Annotated in this window: 14 protein-coding genes; 5 read left to right on the top strand and 9 right to left on the bottom strand. The window is 66.9% G+C overall.

All coding sequences use genetic code 11. The features are described from left to right. The first annotated feature begins 262 nt into the window (after positions 1 to 262). Positions 263 to 1,102 carry a peptidylprolyl isomerase gene (locus CFB47_RS31915; RefSeq protein WP_089463441.1) on the top strand — a complete coding sequence of 280 codons (840 nt, stop codon included), beginning with the start codon at positions 263 to 265 and terminating at the stop codon, positions 1,100 to 1,102. A 33-nt stretch (positions 1,103 to 1,135) separates the two neighbouring features. On the opposite strand, the gene CFB47_RS31910 is transcribed toward CFB47_RS31915, so the two are convergent. Both CFB47_RS31910 and CFB47_RS31905 read right to left on the bottom strand, forming a co-directional pair. Beyond that, the gene (locus CFB47_RS31910) at positions 1,136 to 1,573 is read right to left on the bottom strand and encodes an N-acetyltransferase (RefSeq protein ID WP_089463440.1); all 438 of its coding nucleotides are present in this window, start codon (positions 1,571 to 1,573) and stop codon (positions 1,136 to 1,138) included. A 108-nt stretch (positions 1,574 to 1,681) separates the two neighbouring features. After that, complete coding sequence (locus tag CFB47_RS31905; protein ID WP_089457299.1) at positions 1,682 to 2,587, bottom strand: LysR substrate-binding domain-containing protein; 906 nt, start codon at positions 2,585 to 2,587, stop codon at positions 1,682 to 1,684. Between the two features lie 162 nt (positions 2,588 to 2,749). Between CFB47_RS31905 and CFB47_RS31900 the strand changes: the two genes are divergently transcribed. The 3 genes from CFB47_RS31900 (at position 2,750) to CFB47_RS31890 (ending at position 5,724) form a co-directional block, all read left to right on the top strand. Beyond that, positions 2,750 to 3,250 (top strand): lipocalin-like domain-containing protein, encoded by a 501-nt coding sequence (locus tag CFB47_RS31900; RefSeq protein WP_089463439.1) that lies wholly within the window; start codon positions 2,750 to 2,752, stop codon positions 3,248 to 3,250. A gap of 349 nt (positions 3,251 to 3,599) precedes the next feature. Continuing rightward, positions 3,600 to 4,895 (top strand): MASE1 domain-containing protein, encoded by a 1,296-nt coding sequence (locus CFB47_RS31895; protein ID WP_089463438.1) that lies wholly within the window; start codon positions 3,600 to 3,602, stop codon positions 4,893 to 4,895. A gap of 13 nt (positions 4,896 to 4,908) precedes the next feature. After that, positions 4,909 to 5,724: a carboxylesterase gene (locus tag CFB47_RS31890; protein ID WP_089463437.1), complete on the top strand. Its 816-nt coding sequence runs from the start codon at positions 4,909 to 4,911 to the stop codon at positions 5,722 to 5,724. A gap of 84 nt (positions 5,725 to 5,808) precedes the next feature. On the opposite strand, the gene CFB47_RS31885 is transcribed toward CFB47_RS31890, so the two are convergent. Next, positions 5,809 to 6,429 carry an FMN-dependent NADH-azoreductase gene (locus CFB47_RS31885; protein WP_089463436.1) on the bottom strand — a complete coding sequence of 207 codons (621 nt, stop codon included), beginning with the start codon at positions 6,427 to 6,429 and terminating at the stop codon, positions 5,809 to 5,811. Continuing rightward, the gene (locus CFB47_RS31880; RefSeq protein WP_089463435.1) at positions 6,429 to 6,878 is read right to left on the bottom strand and encodes a GNAT family N-acetyltransferase; all 450 of its coding nucleotides are present in this window, start codon (positions 6,876 to 6,878) and stop codon (positions 6,429 to 6,431) included. Before CFB47_RS31880 ends, CFB47_RS31885 begins: the two co-directional genes overlap by 1 nt. 84 nt (positions 6,879 to 6,962) lie before the next feature. On the opposite strand from CFB47_RS31880, the gene CFB47_RS31875 reads away from it, so the two are divergent. After that, positions 6,963 to 8,375, top strand: coding sequence for a PLP-dependent aminotransferase family protein (locus CFB47_RS31875; protein WP_089463434.1), 1,413 nt, complete (start codon positions 6,963 to 6,965; stop codon positions 8,373 to 8,375). A gap of 324 nt (positions 8,376 to 8,699) precedes the next feature. Here CFB47_RS31875 and CFB47_RS40810 read toward each other — a convergent pair whose 3' ends face one another. The 5 genes from CFB47_RS40810 to CFB47_RS31850 all read right to left on the bottom strand — a co-directional run bounded on the left by CFB47_RS40810 (position 8,700) and on the right by CFB47_RS31850 (position 14,563). After that, positions 8,700 to 9,236 carry a hypothetical protein gene (locus CFB47_RS40810; protein WP_143329544.1) on the bottom strand — a complete coding sequence of 179 codons (537 nt, stop codon included), beginning with the start codon at positions 9,234 to 9,236 and terminating at the stop codon, positions 8,700 to 8,702. A 565-nt stretch (positions 9,237 to 9,801) separates the two neighbouring features. Next, positions 9,802 to 10,827 (bottom strand): MerR family transcriptional regulator, encoded by a 1,026-nt coding sequence (locus CFB47_RS31865; protein WP_089463432.1) that lies wholly within the window; start codon positions 10,825 to 10,827, stop codon positions 9,802 to 9,804. Between the two features lie 113 nt (positions 10,828 to 10,940). Further along, the gene (gene xylB, locus CFB47_RS31860) at positions 10,941 to 12,407 is read right to left on the bottom strand and encodes a xylulokinase (RefSeq protein ID WP_089463431.1); all 1,467 of its coding nucleotides are present in this window, start codon (positions 12,405 to 12,407) and stop codon (positions 10,941 to 10,943) included. Next, positions 12,404 to 13,339: an AraC family transcriptional regulator gene (locus tag CFB47_RS31855; RefSeq protein WP_089463430.1), complete on the bottom strand. Its 936-nt coding sequence runs from the start codon at positions 13,337 to 13,339 to the stop codon at positions 12,404 to 12,406. Before CFB47_RS31855 ends, xylB begins: the two co-directional genes overlap by 4 nt. 30 nt (positions 13,340 to 13,369) lie before the next feature. Beyond that, entirely contained in the window at positions 13,370 to 14,563 is a 1,194-nt protein-coding gene (locus CFB47_RS31850) for an ABC transporter ATP-binding protein (RefSeq protein WP_089463429.1), read from the bottom strand. Positions 14,564 to 14,740: the final 177 nt, after the last annotated feature.

Below are 14,740 nucleotides of genomic sequence, written 5' to 3'. Positions count from 1 at the left end.
CATGCCGCTTCCACAGAATTTCCACATCCCGCGTTCGTAATGGCCGGCGTGCGCAACGCGCGCCTCACCGCCCGCCGGGCGGCTGTCCTGAACCTCCCGACACGGAAAACCCGATAAGGGCACAATGACAGCGGCGTCGGCGGCACTGCGCGTGCGCACGACGATGAACCGAATCGACTGACTGGTTGCACCGGCGCATTGCCGCGCCGGTGAATGTGCGCGGCAACCCCTGCCGCGTTTTTTGAGCCGAAGTGACGAAAAGATGAAGACGAAAACCACCCCGAATCGCCTGTTGCTGATCGCTGCGCTGGCCGGCGCGCTGAGCGGGACTGTCCACGCAGAGACGGCGCCGGCCGCGGCGACCGTTGCGACGGTCAACGGCACGCCGATCACGCAAGCCGACGTCGATACGCTGCTGCGCGCGTCCGGGCAACCCGACTCGCCGCAGATCCGCCAGGCGATCAAGAATCAGCTGATTACGCGCGTGCTGGTTCAGCAGGCCGCCGAGAAGGCGAACTATGCCGACAAGCCCGAGGTCAAGGCGGCGGTGCAGCAGGCGAAAACGAATGCCGAAGTGCAGCTTTACCTGCGCGACAACGTGAAGCCCGAGCCGGTGACCGAAGAACAGGTCAAGGCGCGCTACGACGAACTCGTGGCCACGCTCGGCAAGAACGAGTACAAGCCGCGCCTGATCATCGTCCAGGATCCGGTGACGGCCGCGACGGTGCTCAGCGAGCTGAAGGCGGGCAAGTCGTTCGAAGGGCTGGCGCGTCAGTACAGCATGGCGCCGAGCCGCGATGCCGGCGGCGAACTGCCGTGGGTGAGCTTCCACACGCCGGCGACGGAAGGCAAGACGTCCGGCCTGCCGCTGCCGGTCGCGCAGGCGCTCGAGAAACTGAAGGTCGGCGCCGTGACGAACGATTCGATTCCGGTCGACGGCGTGCGGGCGATCGTGAAGCTGGATGCGAAGCGGCCGACGCAGGTGCCGGGCTTCGCCGCCGCGAAGCCGGGGCTTCAGCAGCAACTGCAGGCGGCTGCGGTGGAGAAGGCGAGTGCGCAGATGATCGGCAACTTGTTGAAGGACGCGAAGATCACGCAGTAATGCAGTCACGCGGCGGCGTTGAAACGCCGGGCGTCACGCGCGCCAGATCATGCTCGCGCTCGTGTCGGTGTCCGATTCGCTGCGGAAGCCGAGCCGTTCGTAGAGCCGCCGCGCCGGGTTGCCGTGCAGCACGCTGAGCGACACCGGCACGTGCGCGCGTGCAGCGTCGTTCAGCAGCGCGTTCAGCACGGCTTCGCCGATGCCCCGGCCCTGATGCGCGGGGAGGATCTGGATCTGGTGTACGTGCCACTCGTCGGTGGCGCGTGTCACCTTCAGCAAGCCGATGGCTTCATCGCCGTCGCAGACGATCATCGCATCGTCGAAATGCGCGCGGATGCGCCGGTCGTGCGCGTCGTCGTCGGTCGGCATGCCGGCGCGTTGCAGATGCTCCGTCATCGTGAGCTTGCGAAGCGTCAGCAGGAACAGCAGGTCGGCGGCAGACGCCGGGCGCAGTCGGATTGCGTGTGTCATCGGGCGGCTCGTTCGTTCGGGAAGGTCGATCCCCGCAGCGCGTCATTCCCGATGACGGGCAGCGGGTCAAAGGTTGCAGCGCCGAATCCGGCACGCCTCCGGGGCCGATCATGCGGCACGCCGGCCGGACACCTTCTGCGCATCCGCGAGATTGGCGATCAGCGTGTCGACCACGACGCGTTTCAGGCTCGCGAGCGCGGAAGGCGCATCGCCTCCACCCGCATGGAGGCACACGTCGACTGACGGCAGCGGCGGCAACCCGTCGCGCTCGCCAAGCTGCCGCAATGTCTGCGGCACACCCACCATCGTTCTCGCCGTAATCCCCAGCCCGCCCGCGACGCCGGCCCACAAACTTTGCAGGCTGCCGGTCGTGTAAGCGAGCCGCCACGGGATCCCGGCCTTGTCGAGCGCCTCGGTACCGGCCTTGCGGAACAGGCATGGCGGCTTGTACAGCGCAAGATCCAGCGGCATGCCGGCGCGCGGACGTACATCGACGCCCTGCGGCCCGATCCACGCCATCGGCAGCGTGACCAGGTGTTCGGCGTCGGCACGATGCCCACGGCCCATCGCGAGTACGACGTCGAGTTCGCCGCCGTCGAGGCGGTCGAGCAGCGCGCCGTTGCCGTCGACGACGATGTCGACGCGCACGCCCGGGTGCGTGCGCTTGAACTGGCCGAGCGCGACCGGCAGCCACGATTCGGCGAAGTCGCCCGGTAGCCCGAATCGCACGGCTCCCTCGATCGCCGCGCCGCGGATCGCGCCGACCGCCTCGTCGTTCAGCTCGAGAATGCGGCGCGCATAGGACAGCATCAGTTCGCCGGCCTCGGTCGGCACGAGGCCGCGCCCCTGGCGGCGAAACAGCGGCTGGCCGATCTGCGTTTCGAGCTTGCGCATCTGCTGGCTGACCGCCGACTGCGAGCGGCCGATCCGGTCGGCGGCGCGGTTGAGGCTGCCGAGCCGATCCGCGGCGATCAGCGTGCGCAGCGCATCCATGTCGAGATTCGGGAGCGTCATGATTCGGTTTTTCTTATAAGTCGATGTCGAATTACCGTATTTATTGCACATTCCCGTCGCTACCATCAAGTGAACCGGTCGTTCCGGTTCACGGGGATGCGTGCAATACGCCGCTGCGGATGCCCGTGAGGTTGCTTCCCTTTTTTCTCACGAGGACCGTGAATGAACATCCGCTCGATATTCCGCCAAGGCTTTCCCGGCATGCTGCTGGCCGCATCGATGATTCCCGGCGACGCATCGGCCGCGCCGTCGCTCGCGGGGACATGGACGCTGGTCGCGGCGGACGTACAACATCCCGACGGCACGGTTGGCCGCGACTATGGCGCCGATCCGAAGGGGCTGCTGCTGATCGACGTGCATGGAAACTACTCGCTGCAGATCTTCAAGTCGGAGCGCCCGCGCTTCGCGTCGAACGACAAGGCGACCGGCACGCCGGACGAATTCCGTGACGCCGTGCTCGGGTCGAGCACCCACTACGGCACGCTGACCGTCGATCCCGCGAAACACAAGCTCGCGTTTCACATCGTCAATTCGTCGTACCCGAACTGGATCGGGCAAACGCAGACGCGAAGCTATCAGTTGAAGGACGGCGAGTTGAGCTACCGCGTGCCGCCGCGTGCGAACGGCGACATACCGATCTCGGTGTGGCGGCGAGTGAATTGAGGCGGGCGGGCGTCAAAGCCCCGGCAGCTGAATCTGCAGGTTGGCCGGGCGATGTTCGAGGACATTCGTGACTTCGTATTCGGTTTTTGCGCCGTCCGAGGTTTGCCACTGCTGCATGCAGAATTTGACGATTTTGGCCGTCCGGCCAGGCCGGCGCTCTGACGTGTCCCAGCCGAACCCGGCACACACCGAACTTTTTCGATAATTTCCCGGTCACAACCGCCAGCTCGCGGGCGCGCCGGCGCCCCGCACGCGGTTCCGGCCCCGGTATTCCCCGGCCCGCCCCGCCCGCATATCATTCGCACATCGCGCGCCTGCCGACCGCAGGCGCAGCACACAGGGATTCTCGATGGACACCAAACGATCGCGGCCGGGCCTCGTCGCCGCGCTGCTCTGGGCGGCGCTGTATCTCGCGGCCGGCTACATCTCGCACCAGTTCAACGGCCCCGTCCGGCTGACGGGCTATATCTGGCTGCCGGCCGGCGTGACCGTCGGCGCGTTCATGCTGCGGCCGATGCGCGAATGGCTGACGCTGGCCGGCGCGTTCCTGGTCGGGCAGCTCGCGCTGAGCGCCATCGAACAGGCCAGCCTGGTCAACGCGGTGCTGTTCACGGTCGACGAGGTCGGCGCGGCCGCGCTCGCGGTGTGGCTCGTCCAGCGCGTGCGCTTCTCGCTCGAAGGGCTGTATTTCCTGCGCTCGGTGATCCTCGCCGGCCTGATCGCGGGCGTGGTCGGCGCGATCGGCGGCGCGGCCTGGTACACGGTGGTCAAGGGCGCGCCGTTCTTCGACGTGTGGTCGGTGTGGGCCGCGTCCGATTTCGTCGGCGTGCTGCTGGTCACGCCGGTGCTCGCGTCATGGTCGCGCTTTCGCGCGCACCGCTCGGGCGATCACGAGCGCTTCGATCTCGTGCTCGGCATGGTCTCGTTCGTGCTGGTCGTGGGCGTCGCGCTCGTGATCTTCGACGGCGACACGTCACGGAAATTCGGCACCGGCGCGGGCTTCGCGCTGACGTATATCCCGTTGTTCCTCACCGTCGCGGTGACGCTGCTGCTCGGCGGCCGCGCAGGCTCGTCGTCGGTGCTGGTGCTCGCGCTGATCGTGATCGAGCAGACCGCGCAGGGCGACGGCCCGTTCGCGTCGTTTCACGAGCATTACGGCAGTGCGTTGCTCGAAGCGCAGCTTTATCTGGCGGTGGCGTCGCTGCTGGTGCTGACGGTGAGCACGCTGAAGACGACGCGCGAACGCGTGCACGAGCACGCGGCCGTCCTGCAGAACAACATGGAGCTCGCGCTCGCGAGCGCCGGCCAGATCGCGTACGTGCTCGACCCGGAATCGGGGCGGATCGAGTGGAGCGGCGACGTCGAGCGCGTGTTCGGCGTCGGCGTGGATGCCTCGCAGATCGCGAGCGTGCCGCTCGTGCTCGAACGCGTGCAGCCGGGCGACCGCGATGCGCTGCGCGACTACTGGGATGCGGAGATCGCGGGCGAGGATCGTGCGTCGCTGTCGCTGCGCATCGTGCAGCGCGACGGCGGCACGCGGACGGTCACCGATCATGGCGCGCCGCTGCTCGATTCGAATGTCGACGTGACGGTGGTGGCGGGCGTCTGGCAACTCGAACGCGTGTGGCCGGCGGCGGACGAATGAGCGGCCGCACGTCATGACGGGCCGCACGGGCGTCCTGCTGATCCACGGGCTCGGCGGCACGCAATACGATCTCGGTTCGCTGCACAAGGCGATGCGGCGCGCGGGCGCCGACACGCACATGATCACGCTGCCGGGGCACGGCACGCGCCCCGAGGATCTGGTCGGCGTGCGCGCGGAAACGTGGCTCGACGCGGTGACCGAACAGTATCGTGCGCTCGAAAACGAGTACGACACGCTGCATGTCGCGGGCATGTGCATGGGTGCGCTGGTCGCGCTGCTGCTGTGCCACCGCGTGCAGCATGCGCGCGGCCGGCTCGCGCTACTGGCCACGCCGCTGTTCATCGACGGGTGGTCGACGCCGTGGTATCGCGCGCTGCGGCACGTGCTGTACCGCGTGCCAGGTATGGCGGAGCGGATGCGTGTGGAAGAAGGCGATCCGTTCGGCATCAAGAACGCGACAATCCGCGCGATCGTGAAGAAGAAGTTCGAGCGCGAGGACAGTTTCCACTATGCGTGGGTGCCGCTCGCGTGCGTGCGGCAGGTCGACCGGATGCGCGACTGGGCGCTCGAGGCCGCGGCCGGCACGCCTTGCCCGACGCTCGTGCTGCATGCGCGCGAGGACGAATTGACGAGCCTGCGCTCGGCCGATTTCCTGCTGGAAAAGATGCCCGACGCGCGGAGGATCGTGCTGGAGAACAGCTACCACATGATCTGCGCGGACAACGATCGCGACGACGTCGCGCGCCACGTACTCGACTTCTTCGGGTTCGATCCGGTGCATGCGGTCAGCCCGGCGATGGTGCGCCGGATGGGACGGCTGGCGTCCTGACGGCGACGTGCGCGGCGCGGGATGCCCGATATTCGCTGCCCCGGTACGCATCGGGTCACGCATGCGTACCGGGGCGTGGCGAATTCATGCCGTTTCCGTTTCCGTCGCGCGTCGCGCCAGCAGGGTCGATGTGGCCAACTGGGCGCGTACCGCATCGATGGCGGCGTCGCTCGGCGCAATGCCTTCGAGGTAGATGAAGTCGACCGTCGACAGGCCGATGACGGCCAGCACCTGCTTCAGGTACGGGGTCAGGAAATCGGGCTGCCGTGCCGCTGCGCCGGTGCAGATGCCGCCCGAGCGTACCAGCACGAGCACGGGGCGATCGGCGAGCAGGCCGAACTTGCCCTCCGGCGTGGCCGTGAACGTGCGGCCGATACGCAGCACGAAATCGATCCACAACTTCAGCGCGGCAGGTACCGTGAAGTTGTGCATCGGTGTACTGATCAAAAGGCCGTCGCTGTGTTCCACTTCCGCGATCAGTTGTTCCGAGTACGCCAGTGCGGGATCGGCATCCGGCTGCCTCGCGACCACCGCACGCGCATAGTCGGCCGATAGCGAAGGCAAGCCGGGTTGACCGAGGCTGCGCGACACGACCCGCGCGTCGGGGCGGGCCGCCCGCCATTGCGCGATGGCTTCGTGCGTAAGGCGTGCGCCCAGCGAATGACTGCCATGCGGACTGGCATCGACAAAAAGAAGGTGGTTCATCAGAGCGCCTGTAGTGACTGACTGAAATGCACGCCGCGGGACAGCAGCCCCTGGCGGAAATAGAAACGCTGCGCGAGCGCGTTGGAGAGCCCGGTATCGAGTACCAGGTGCCGGCAGCCGTGTTGCCGCGCGTCGTCGCGCACCGCGTCGAGCAGCCGCTCGCCCAGCCGTTGACTGCGCGCGTGTTCGGTCGCGACCAGGTCGTCGACATAGACGAAGCGCCCGTACAGCGTGTTTTCGAGGTGACGGTATCCCGCCAGCGCGACGACCGCGCCGTCCGGGCTGCCGTGCCGTGCGGTCAGCAGCACATAGCCTTGTTCGGCCTGTCGGTGCATCTGCCGCACGAACGCATCGACATCGGTCAGGTGCGGGCGTAGTTCTCGCATCACGTCGAACGTCGACCGGTAATCCGCGTCCGTCATGGCGCGTTTCAAATGGATCTCTGGCATCACGATTGCTCCACGGTAACGTCGCTACTGTACGAATCGGATGGCGTATCCTGAAGGTCCAAAAAGTGACTATTTGACTGGGACATGAAATTCGACGATCTGATGCCGGACCGTCATCTCGACATGCCGGTCTATCGGCAGCTGGTCCGGCGCTTCCGCGAGGCGATTGAGACGGGCAAGCTGGCGCCGGGCAAGCGCGTGCCGTCGGTACGGAGCCTGGCCAGCGAACTCAATCTGGCACGCGGCACCGTCGAAGCGGCCTATCAGATCCTGATCGGCGAAGGGTACCTGGTCGCACGCGGGCCGGCGGGCACCGTCGTGTCGCCCCAGTTGCCGGACGGGCGGCAGCCGCGCGCCGTGGTGCCCCGGCCGGACGAACCGCCGCGCGGCGATTCGACGGCGATCGGGCCGAAGCCGTTCCAGATGGGCATTCCCGCGCTCGATGCGTTTCCGCGCATGCCGTGGATACGGCTCACCGGCCGACATGTGCGGGCGATGGCGACCCCGTCGCTGGACTACGCGCCGCCACAAGGTCACGACGGGCTCAGGCGCGCGCTGTCCGCCTATCTCGGCGTGTCGCGCGGCATCGACTGCTCGGCCGGGCAGATCTTCATCACCGCGGGGTATCGCGGTGCGCTGGACCTGATCTGCCGGACCTTGCTGCGTCCCGGCGACGCCGGCTGGTTCGAGGATCCCGGGTATATCCACGCACGCCGCGTGCTCGAGCACGCGGGGATGCGGCTCGTGTCCGTGCCGGTCGACGACGACGGCATGTGCGTGGAAGCGGGGCTGCGCCGGGCGGCCGATGCGCGTTTTGCCGTGGTGACGCCGACCCATCAAAGCCCGCTCGGTGTCGCGCTGTCGCTGCCGAGACGCCTGGCCTTGCTCGACTGGGCCCGGCAGCAGCGGGCCTGGATCGTCGAGGACGATTACGACAGCGAGTTCCGATACCACGGTCGCCCGTTGCCTGCGCTCAAGAGCCTGGATCGCCACCAGCGCGTGCTTTACACCGGGTCGTTCAGCAAGGTGCTGTATCCGGGATTGCGGCTGGGGTATCTCGTCGTTCCGGAAGAGCAGGTCGCGGCCTTTCGCGACACCGCCGGCTGGCTCGGCGGTAGCGGCCAGATGCTGATGCAATCGGTCGTCGCTGATTTCATGGAGCAAGGGCATTTCGCGCGTCATTTGAAGAAAATGCGGGCGCTGTATGCAACCCGCCGCGCGTGGCTGGTCGATGCGTTGGGCAAGGTCTTCGGCGAGACGCTGGACATTCCGACTCGTGCGGGCGGCCTGCATGTGGTGGCCTACTGGCGCACGGCGGTCGACGATCGCGCCGTCGCACGCATGGCTGAGTTGCAGGGCTTTTCCATTCAGCCGCTGAACGACTGGAGCCCGGGCGGCCGGATGCCAGCCGGCATGCTGCTCGGTTTCACGAACCTGACGTCGGCGCAGCAGGCGTTGACGCTGGTGCGGCGCCTGTATCGGCTCGTTTGCGGGTGAACCGGGTGTGGTGGATTACGCGCCGGTAGGGTGCCGGCGTGCGTGCGACTGGCGCCACGGTTTTGCGATTGTGGGATTTAAGGTATTGCGACCGTTCTACGCATGGTCGATAGCACCCCGTGATGTCGCCGTTCGGATTCACGCCTCATGGGTCGCGTGTTCACTTAGGGGGCACGGCCGGTACCTCGATTTTTCGACTTTCGACCGTGTCGACGTAACCGGCCTGGCTCGCAGCGCCGAGGGCGGCTCCGCCCGGGCCAGTCGTTCGTCATTCGGACTTTGGTTGTCGACAATCGGCCAACAAATACCGTGTGGCCTATCGCGTCAATCGAGACGCTGAAGATGGCGATACCAGAGAGCCTTGTTTGATTTGGGGTCAACAAGGGAGAGAATTAGGTCGCCTTGCACAAAGTCGATATCGCCTTTCTGGAAGCTGCTCTGAACGATGTCGGCTTGCCATATCTCGTGATAACCATTCTTATCTGAGCGACTTATGACGATATAGCCTTCTCCACTCGCCTCGACTGTTTCATACTTCCATGAAATTTCTGGCAGATTCGGTGGTGAGGCAAACGGCGGGGCGTCCATGTCGGTAGCCGTTAGTGGAGGACAAGGCGCAGCTGGTCGGCTCAAGCTTTTAAATACGCCATCTTTCCGGTAAGCGAACCACTGACACTCTGATGGCCATGGGTTCGCCCGAAGAATTTTCGCCTGGAGTGCATCGGGGAAACGCGCCAGTTGCCAGTCACCCTCTATTTCACGTTGGCTGGCAGGGCGTACCAATCGCGACGAATCAGTCTGGGAAAACGACGCGCACGGCAACGTGCACACGATAAAAAATGCGATGCTTTTCGCGAGCATGGATGATTTCCTGACGACACGGGAAAAATATATAAACGGCTGCTTTCGACAAATCTGAGGTCTGCTCGGGTCGGATTATGCGCATCGGACACGTGATGTTCACCAAACCTGAGAGGTCAAAAGCCCGGGGCTGGCCTCCATTGAACATTTTCCGGGAACGGCGTGCCTTTGAGAAAGGCTAGGAAGACTTCCAGAACCTGATCAGATAGGAACCATTCATCTGCACGCATCGGGATGCTTCCCGCTCGGAAGACAAGGAGCGTGCCATCTGGGCGCACAGGGGAAGGTCTATCGTGAAATGCTCTCCATCGTTGCGACGCGTTGACTTCGAAACGCTCGATCAGGCAACTAACGCCACCGCCGGCCACCTGAACATAGTTGCCTTCTGAATCGGTCAACGACGCGTAAGATGACTTCCCGAAGCTTCTCAAAGTCCGGATCCCCTTTGTGATTTGGGCTGGACTAGGAGTGCTGATCCCCGCCTTACCCTCAGCTTCGAATTTCATCGGTTCATTGCGAGGCATCTCGATCAAATTTCGCATCCTACCAGCCCGAGGCGATGCCCCTACCCCACCTCCGGTCGCCGTGCGATCCGCGCTCGGGTCGCAGGCGACGCAAGACAGGTAGCTACCGCTTCATAACCCGGTGCGCCGGGGTACGGCGCGACGCGGGCCGGCGGGCTATGGTTCGCGGGACACAGAATGATCGCTTCGTCGGGGCCGACGGCCGACAGGTCCAGCACGGCCGACGAGCGGGTCAGCATGAACAGCGGCCGCATGCCGTCGGCTCTGGCGCGCTGGCGAAGGCACGCAATCAGCGCCGCCTGCGTCGGCTGGTCGAGATCCTGTTCGATCATGTCCACGACCAAAGCACCCACGCCGTCCGCCTCAAGGCCGGCGAGCAGCACGGTCAGCGCCGCAGACGCCGTGGCGCCTTCGTCCGCGAGCCATGCCGACGTGCGTTCGACCCGCGCCTTCAGCGCCGGATCGGCCCGCAAAGTGGCGAACGCCGCCGCGCCGCCGTCTTCCAGCCGGTCCAGCCCGATGAACACCGCGCCGGGCAATGCGTCGGCCAGCCGATGCGCTAGACGGGTCTTGCCGCTACCCAGCGAACCGATGATGTAGTTCAGCGGACGGATATCGCGAAACTCGAACCATTCACCGTCCCACGGCCAAGGGAGGTTGAACGCAACGCCCGCGGCCGCCGGAGCGAGCAGGCGCGTCAGTTCGCCGTCGGCGGGCATGCGGCCGCGGGCAAGATCGGCGCGGATCGCGCGAACCTTGTCGACCTTGCCGACCAGATCCTGAATGTCGCGCCCGAGCGCCGCTTCATGCGTCGCCAGGGCGTCGCTCAGGCTGCGGGCGTCGCCGCCCAGCACGTTCGCGACCTGCGCCAGGCTCAAGCCGAGCGCGCGAAGCGCCGCGACTTCGGCCGCACGCGCCAGATCGTCCGGGCCGTAGGCGCGGTATCCGGCCAGCGTTCGCCCGGGCGTGACCAGTCCTTGCCGCTCATACAGCCGCAGTGCCTTGACCGATACGCCGAGCCGCATCGCGGCTTCCGATGCGCTCAGGCCGCGCGTGACATCGCTCATGGGTCACCTTCGGGTCGTCGATTCGTTGCGCCCAGCATAAAGGCGATCCCAAGGGCCGGGTCAAGCGCGACCTCGCGCCAATCGACGAAGATGCCAACCGCGCCGCGCGTCAGTCAGTCGGCCGCCGCGAATTCGTCGCGCAGCGCGTGATACAGCCGCCGATACCGCGCCAGCCGCCCCGCCAGCAGATCGACCATGGCCGCATCGGGCGCGACCGTCTCCGTGACGGGCGGCGCGACGCAGACTTCTTCAAGCGTGTCATCGGTCGCGGCCAGGCGCGCCAGCCGCGCCGCGCCGAGTGCCGCACCGACCGCGCCGTCCGCATGACGCCGCATCGCGAGCCCGGTCGCATTCGCGCACAGCCGCGCCCAGAACGCGCTCTTCGAGCCGCCGCCGATGAACGACACCGCGTCGAGCGTCGTGCCGGCCGCGCGCAGCGCGTCGTAGCCGTCGGCCATCGCGAACGCGACGCCTTCCATCACCGCATACGCGAGATCGTCCGCGGTGTGCTCGTTGGACAGCCCGAAAAACACGCCGCGTGCATGCGCGTCGTTGTGCGGCGTGCGCTCGCCGCCGAGATACGGCAGGAACAGCGGCGCACGCGCCGGCTCCGCGCGTTCGGCGCGCGAGGCCAGTTCGCCGGCGGTGGTGCCGTGCGCGCGCGCGAGCCAGTCGAGGCTCGCGGCGGCGGACAGGATCACGCTCATCTGGTGCCAGCGCCCTTCGACGCAATGGCAGAACGCATGCACGGCCGCATCCGGGTTCGGCGCGAAACGGTCGTTGCCGGCAAACAGGACGCCCGACGTGCCGAGCGACAGGAAGCCGCCGCCGGCGCCCGTGACGCCCATGCCGATCGCCGAAGCCGCGTTGTCGCCGGCGCCGCCGGCGATCGTCACGGGCCCCGCGATGCCCCATTCGCGCCGCAGCGCGTCGCGCAGTTGCGCGGCGGGCGCGTTGCCTTCGACGAGGCGCGGCATCTGCGCACGCGACAGTTCGGTCGCGGCGAGCATCCGGTCGGACCAGTCGCGGCGCGCGCAGTCGAGCCACAGCGTGCCCGACGCGTCGGACATCTCGGACACGAATTCGCCGGACAGGCGCCAGATCAGGTAGTCCTTCGGCAGCAGCACCTTGTGCACCGCGCGGAACACGGCGGGCTCGTATTTCGCGAGCCATAGCAACTTCGGCGCGGTGAAGCCGGGCATCGCCATGTTGCCGGTAATCGCGCGCGATTCGGGCACCAGCGCCTCGAGCTCGACGCACTCGGTGCCGGCGCGCGTGTCGTTCCACAGGATCGCGGGGCGCAGCACCTGGCCTGCGCGATCGATCAGCGTCGCGCCGTGCATCTGCCCCGAGAGCGCGATGCCGCGCAGCGCGGCGAAGCCGGCCGGATGCGCGGCGCGCACTGCCGCGATCGCATCGAGCATCGCGTGCCACCATGCCTGCGGGCTTTGCTCCGACCAGTGCGGATGCGGGCGGCTGATCGACAGCGCGGCCGAGCCGGTCGCGAGCGGGGCCGAACGGGAATCGGTGAGGAGTACCTTGACCTCGGACGTGCCGAGATCGATGCCGAGAAATGTCACGTGTGAAGCGTCCTGTCTGGGGCGCGCGGCGGCGTGCGTCGCGGGGGCGGCGCGTCGTCGCGGCCGTGCGGTTCGTTGAGCCGGTGCAGCGCGCGGAACCTCGACGGCGGCACCTGCTTCATCGCGAGAAACTGACGGTTGAAATTCGACAGGTTGTTGAAGCCAACCCGGTAGCAGATGTCGGTCACCGTCAGGTCGGAAAACATCAGCAGCTCGCAGGCCTCGTTGATGCGCAGCCGGTTCAGGTAGCGCACGAACGACGAGCCGGTATGGCGGCGGAAAAAGCGTGTGAAAGTGCTGACGCTCATGCCGGCGAACGCGGCCACGTCGGTCTCGCGCAGCATGCCGGGCAGGTTCTGCTGCAGGTACGACAGCACCTGGTTGATGGTCGACGACATGTAGTGCTGCGCGTCGCTGCGGTAGCCGGGGCCGGCGAGCACGCGCCGCTCGCGGCACGACGACAGCCGGTCGAACAGCGACATCAGGATCTCGACGCGCCGGCAACCATGCGCGTTCGCGAGTTCGAGCATCAGCGGTGCGACGTCGCGGCCGACGCGGTCGGGAAACTGCACGCCGCGCGCCGCGTCGTCGATCAGCTCGATCACCGGCTGCAGTTCGCTGAACGCGCCGACCATCTTCTCGATCGCGTCGCGCGAGAACTGCAGCACGACGTCGCGCGACGGCACGCGTTCGCCGTCGGCGAGTTCGCTGACCCAGTTGTGCGGCAGGTTCGGCCCGGTGACGATCAGGTTGCCCGGGCCGAAATCGCCGATGTGATCGCCGACGAACATCTTGCCGTGCGACGACTGGATCAGATGAATCTCGTACTCGGGATGGAAGTGCCACTTCGCGACCGAGTGCGGATAGTCGTGGATCCACGCGCGGAACGATTCGTCGCGGTGGGTGGGAACGATCTCGAGATCCGGGTTCATCGTGTGCTCCGTCGGGGGCGTGCCGGCGTGCTACGAACGGGACATCGACCAGCCCGTCGCGGCGGGCGGCGTGGTGCGCGATGCGGCCGCCGGCGGCGCCGCGTGCGCGATCGGGTTCGCGTCCGGCAGCGTGACGTTGCGCTCGGTGCCGGCGTCGAACAGATGCAGGGCTTCTTCGTCGAAGCGGAACGCTACCACGGCCCCCGGCGCCGGGGCCATCGGGGCCGGCACGAGGGCCGCGCACGGCTGGCCGTGCCAGTCCAGCGTGACGAGCGCCTCGGCGCCGAGCAGCTCGACGAGCTCGACCGTGCCGGTCAGCGTGAGCGCGCCCGGGGTCGGATCCGGTTCGGTGACGAGCCGCAGGTGGTTCGGGCGGATCGCGGCCTTTACCTGCTGGCCGTTGTGCAGCCCGGCGAAGCGCGGCGACGCGAGCGGCCAGCGCGCGCCGTTGCAGTCGAGCAGCACGTTCGCGCCGCGGCGCTCGATCGTGCCCGCCGCGAAGTTCATCGCCGGGGTGCCGACGAAGCCGGCGGCGAACACCGTATGCGGCTGCCCGTACAGCTCGGCCGGCGTGCCGATCTGCTCGATGTGGCCGCCGCGCATCAGCACGACGCGGTCGGCCAGCGTCATCGCCTCCAGCTGGTCGTGCGTGACGTACAGCGTGGTCGTCTTCAGCCGCCGATGCAGCCGCTTGATGTCGCCGCGCAACTGCGTGCGCAGCTTCGCGTCGAGGTTCGACAACGGCTCGTCGAACAGGAACACGGCGGGCGTCTTGATCATCGCGCGCGCGATCGCCGCGCGCTGCTGCTGGCCGCCCGACATCGCGCGCGGGCGGCGGTCGAGCAGCGCGTCGAGGCTCAGGATGCGCGCGACGTCGCGCACGCGGCGGTCGATCTCGTCGGCCGGCACCTTCAGGCGCCGCAGGCCGAACGCGATGTTGTCGTACACCGTCATGTGCGGGTACAGCGCGTAGTTCTGGAACACCATCGCGACATTGCGCTCGCGCGACGGCAGGTCGTTGACGACCGCGTCGCCGATCACGAGCTCGCCGCCGGTGATCGCCTCGAGGCCCGCGATCATCCGCAGCATCGTCGACTTGCCGCAGCCGGACGGGCCGAGCAGCACGATGAATTCGCCGTCGGCGATCTCGAGGTCGAGCGGATGCAGCACGGCGGGGCCGCCGTCGTAGTGCTTCGACAAACCTTTGCAGGTGATCTGGGCCATGGTTTAGGGCGTGTTCACGCTAATAACGGGCTTGCGCTGGCCCCCAGAAGGGCCGAGCGCGAGGATTGCGACGAAGCGAATACTCGACGTATTCGCGAGGAGCATGACGCGGCGATCGGCCCTTCTGGGGGCCAGCCCCGCGCATGTATTTTTCAAACAGGGGAACGTGCCTTTCCG

This window comes from Burkholderia sp. AU27893 (assembly GCF_002223205.1).
Classification (GTDB): domain Bacteria; phylum Pseudomonadota; class Gammaproteobacteria; order Burkholderiales; family Burkholderiaceae; genus Burkholderia.
This window is presented reverse-complemented; position numbering and strand designations above follow the sequence as displayed.

Coding starts and splice junctions, on each gene's coding strand:
- CFB47_RS31915 (WP_089463441.1), top strand. CDS start 263: ATGAAGACGAAAACCACCCCGAATCGCCTGTTGCTGATCGCTGCGCTG.
- CFB47_RS31910 (WP_089463440.1), bottom strand. CDS start 1,573: ATGACACACGCAATCCGACTGCGCCCGGCGTCTGCCGCCGACCTGCTG.
- CFB47_RS31905 (WP_089457299.1), bottom strand. CDS start 2,587: ATGACGCTCCCGAATCTCGACATGGATGCGCTGCGCACGCTGATCGCC.
- CFB47_RS31900 (WP_089463439.1), top strand. CDS start 2,750: ATGAACATCCGCTCGATATTCCGCCAAGGCTTTCCCGGCATGCTGCTG.
- CFB47_RS31895 (WP_089463438.1), top strand. CDS start 3,600: ATGGACACCAAACGATCGCGGCCGGGCCTCGTCGCCGCGCTGCTCTGG.
- CFB47_RS31890 (WP_089463437.1), top strand. CDS start 4,909: ATGACGGGCCGCACGGGCGTCCTGCTGATCCACGGGCTCGGCGGCACG.
- CFB47_RS31885 (WP_089463436.1), bottom strand. CDS start 6,429: ATGAACCACCTTCTTTTTGTCGATGCCAGTCCGCATGGCAGTCATTCG.
- CFB47_RS31880 (WP_089463435.1), bottom strand. CDS start 6,878: ATGCCAGAGATCCATTTGAAACGCGCCATGACGGACGCGGATTACCGG.
- CFB47_RS31875 (WP_089463434.1), top strand. CDS start 6,963: ATGAAATTCGACGATCTGATGCCGGACCGTCATCTCGACATGCCGGTC.
- CFB47_RS40810 (WP_143329544.1), bottom strand. CDS start 9,236: ATGCTCGCGAAAAGCATCGCATTTTTTATCGTGTGCACGTTGCCGTGC.
- CFB47_RS31865 (WP_089463432.1), bottom strand. CDS start 10,827: ATGAGCGATGTCACGCGCGGCCTGAGCGCATCGGAAGCCGCGATGCGG.
- CFB47_RS31855 (WP_089463430.1), bottom strand. CDS start 13,339: ATGAACCCGGATCTCGAGATCGTTCCCACCCACCGCGACGAATCGTTC.
- CFB47_RS31850 (WP_089463429.1), bottom strand. CDS start 14,563: ATGGCCCAGATCACCTGCAAAGGTTTGTCGAAGCACTACGACGGCGGC.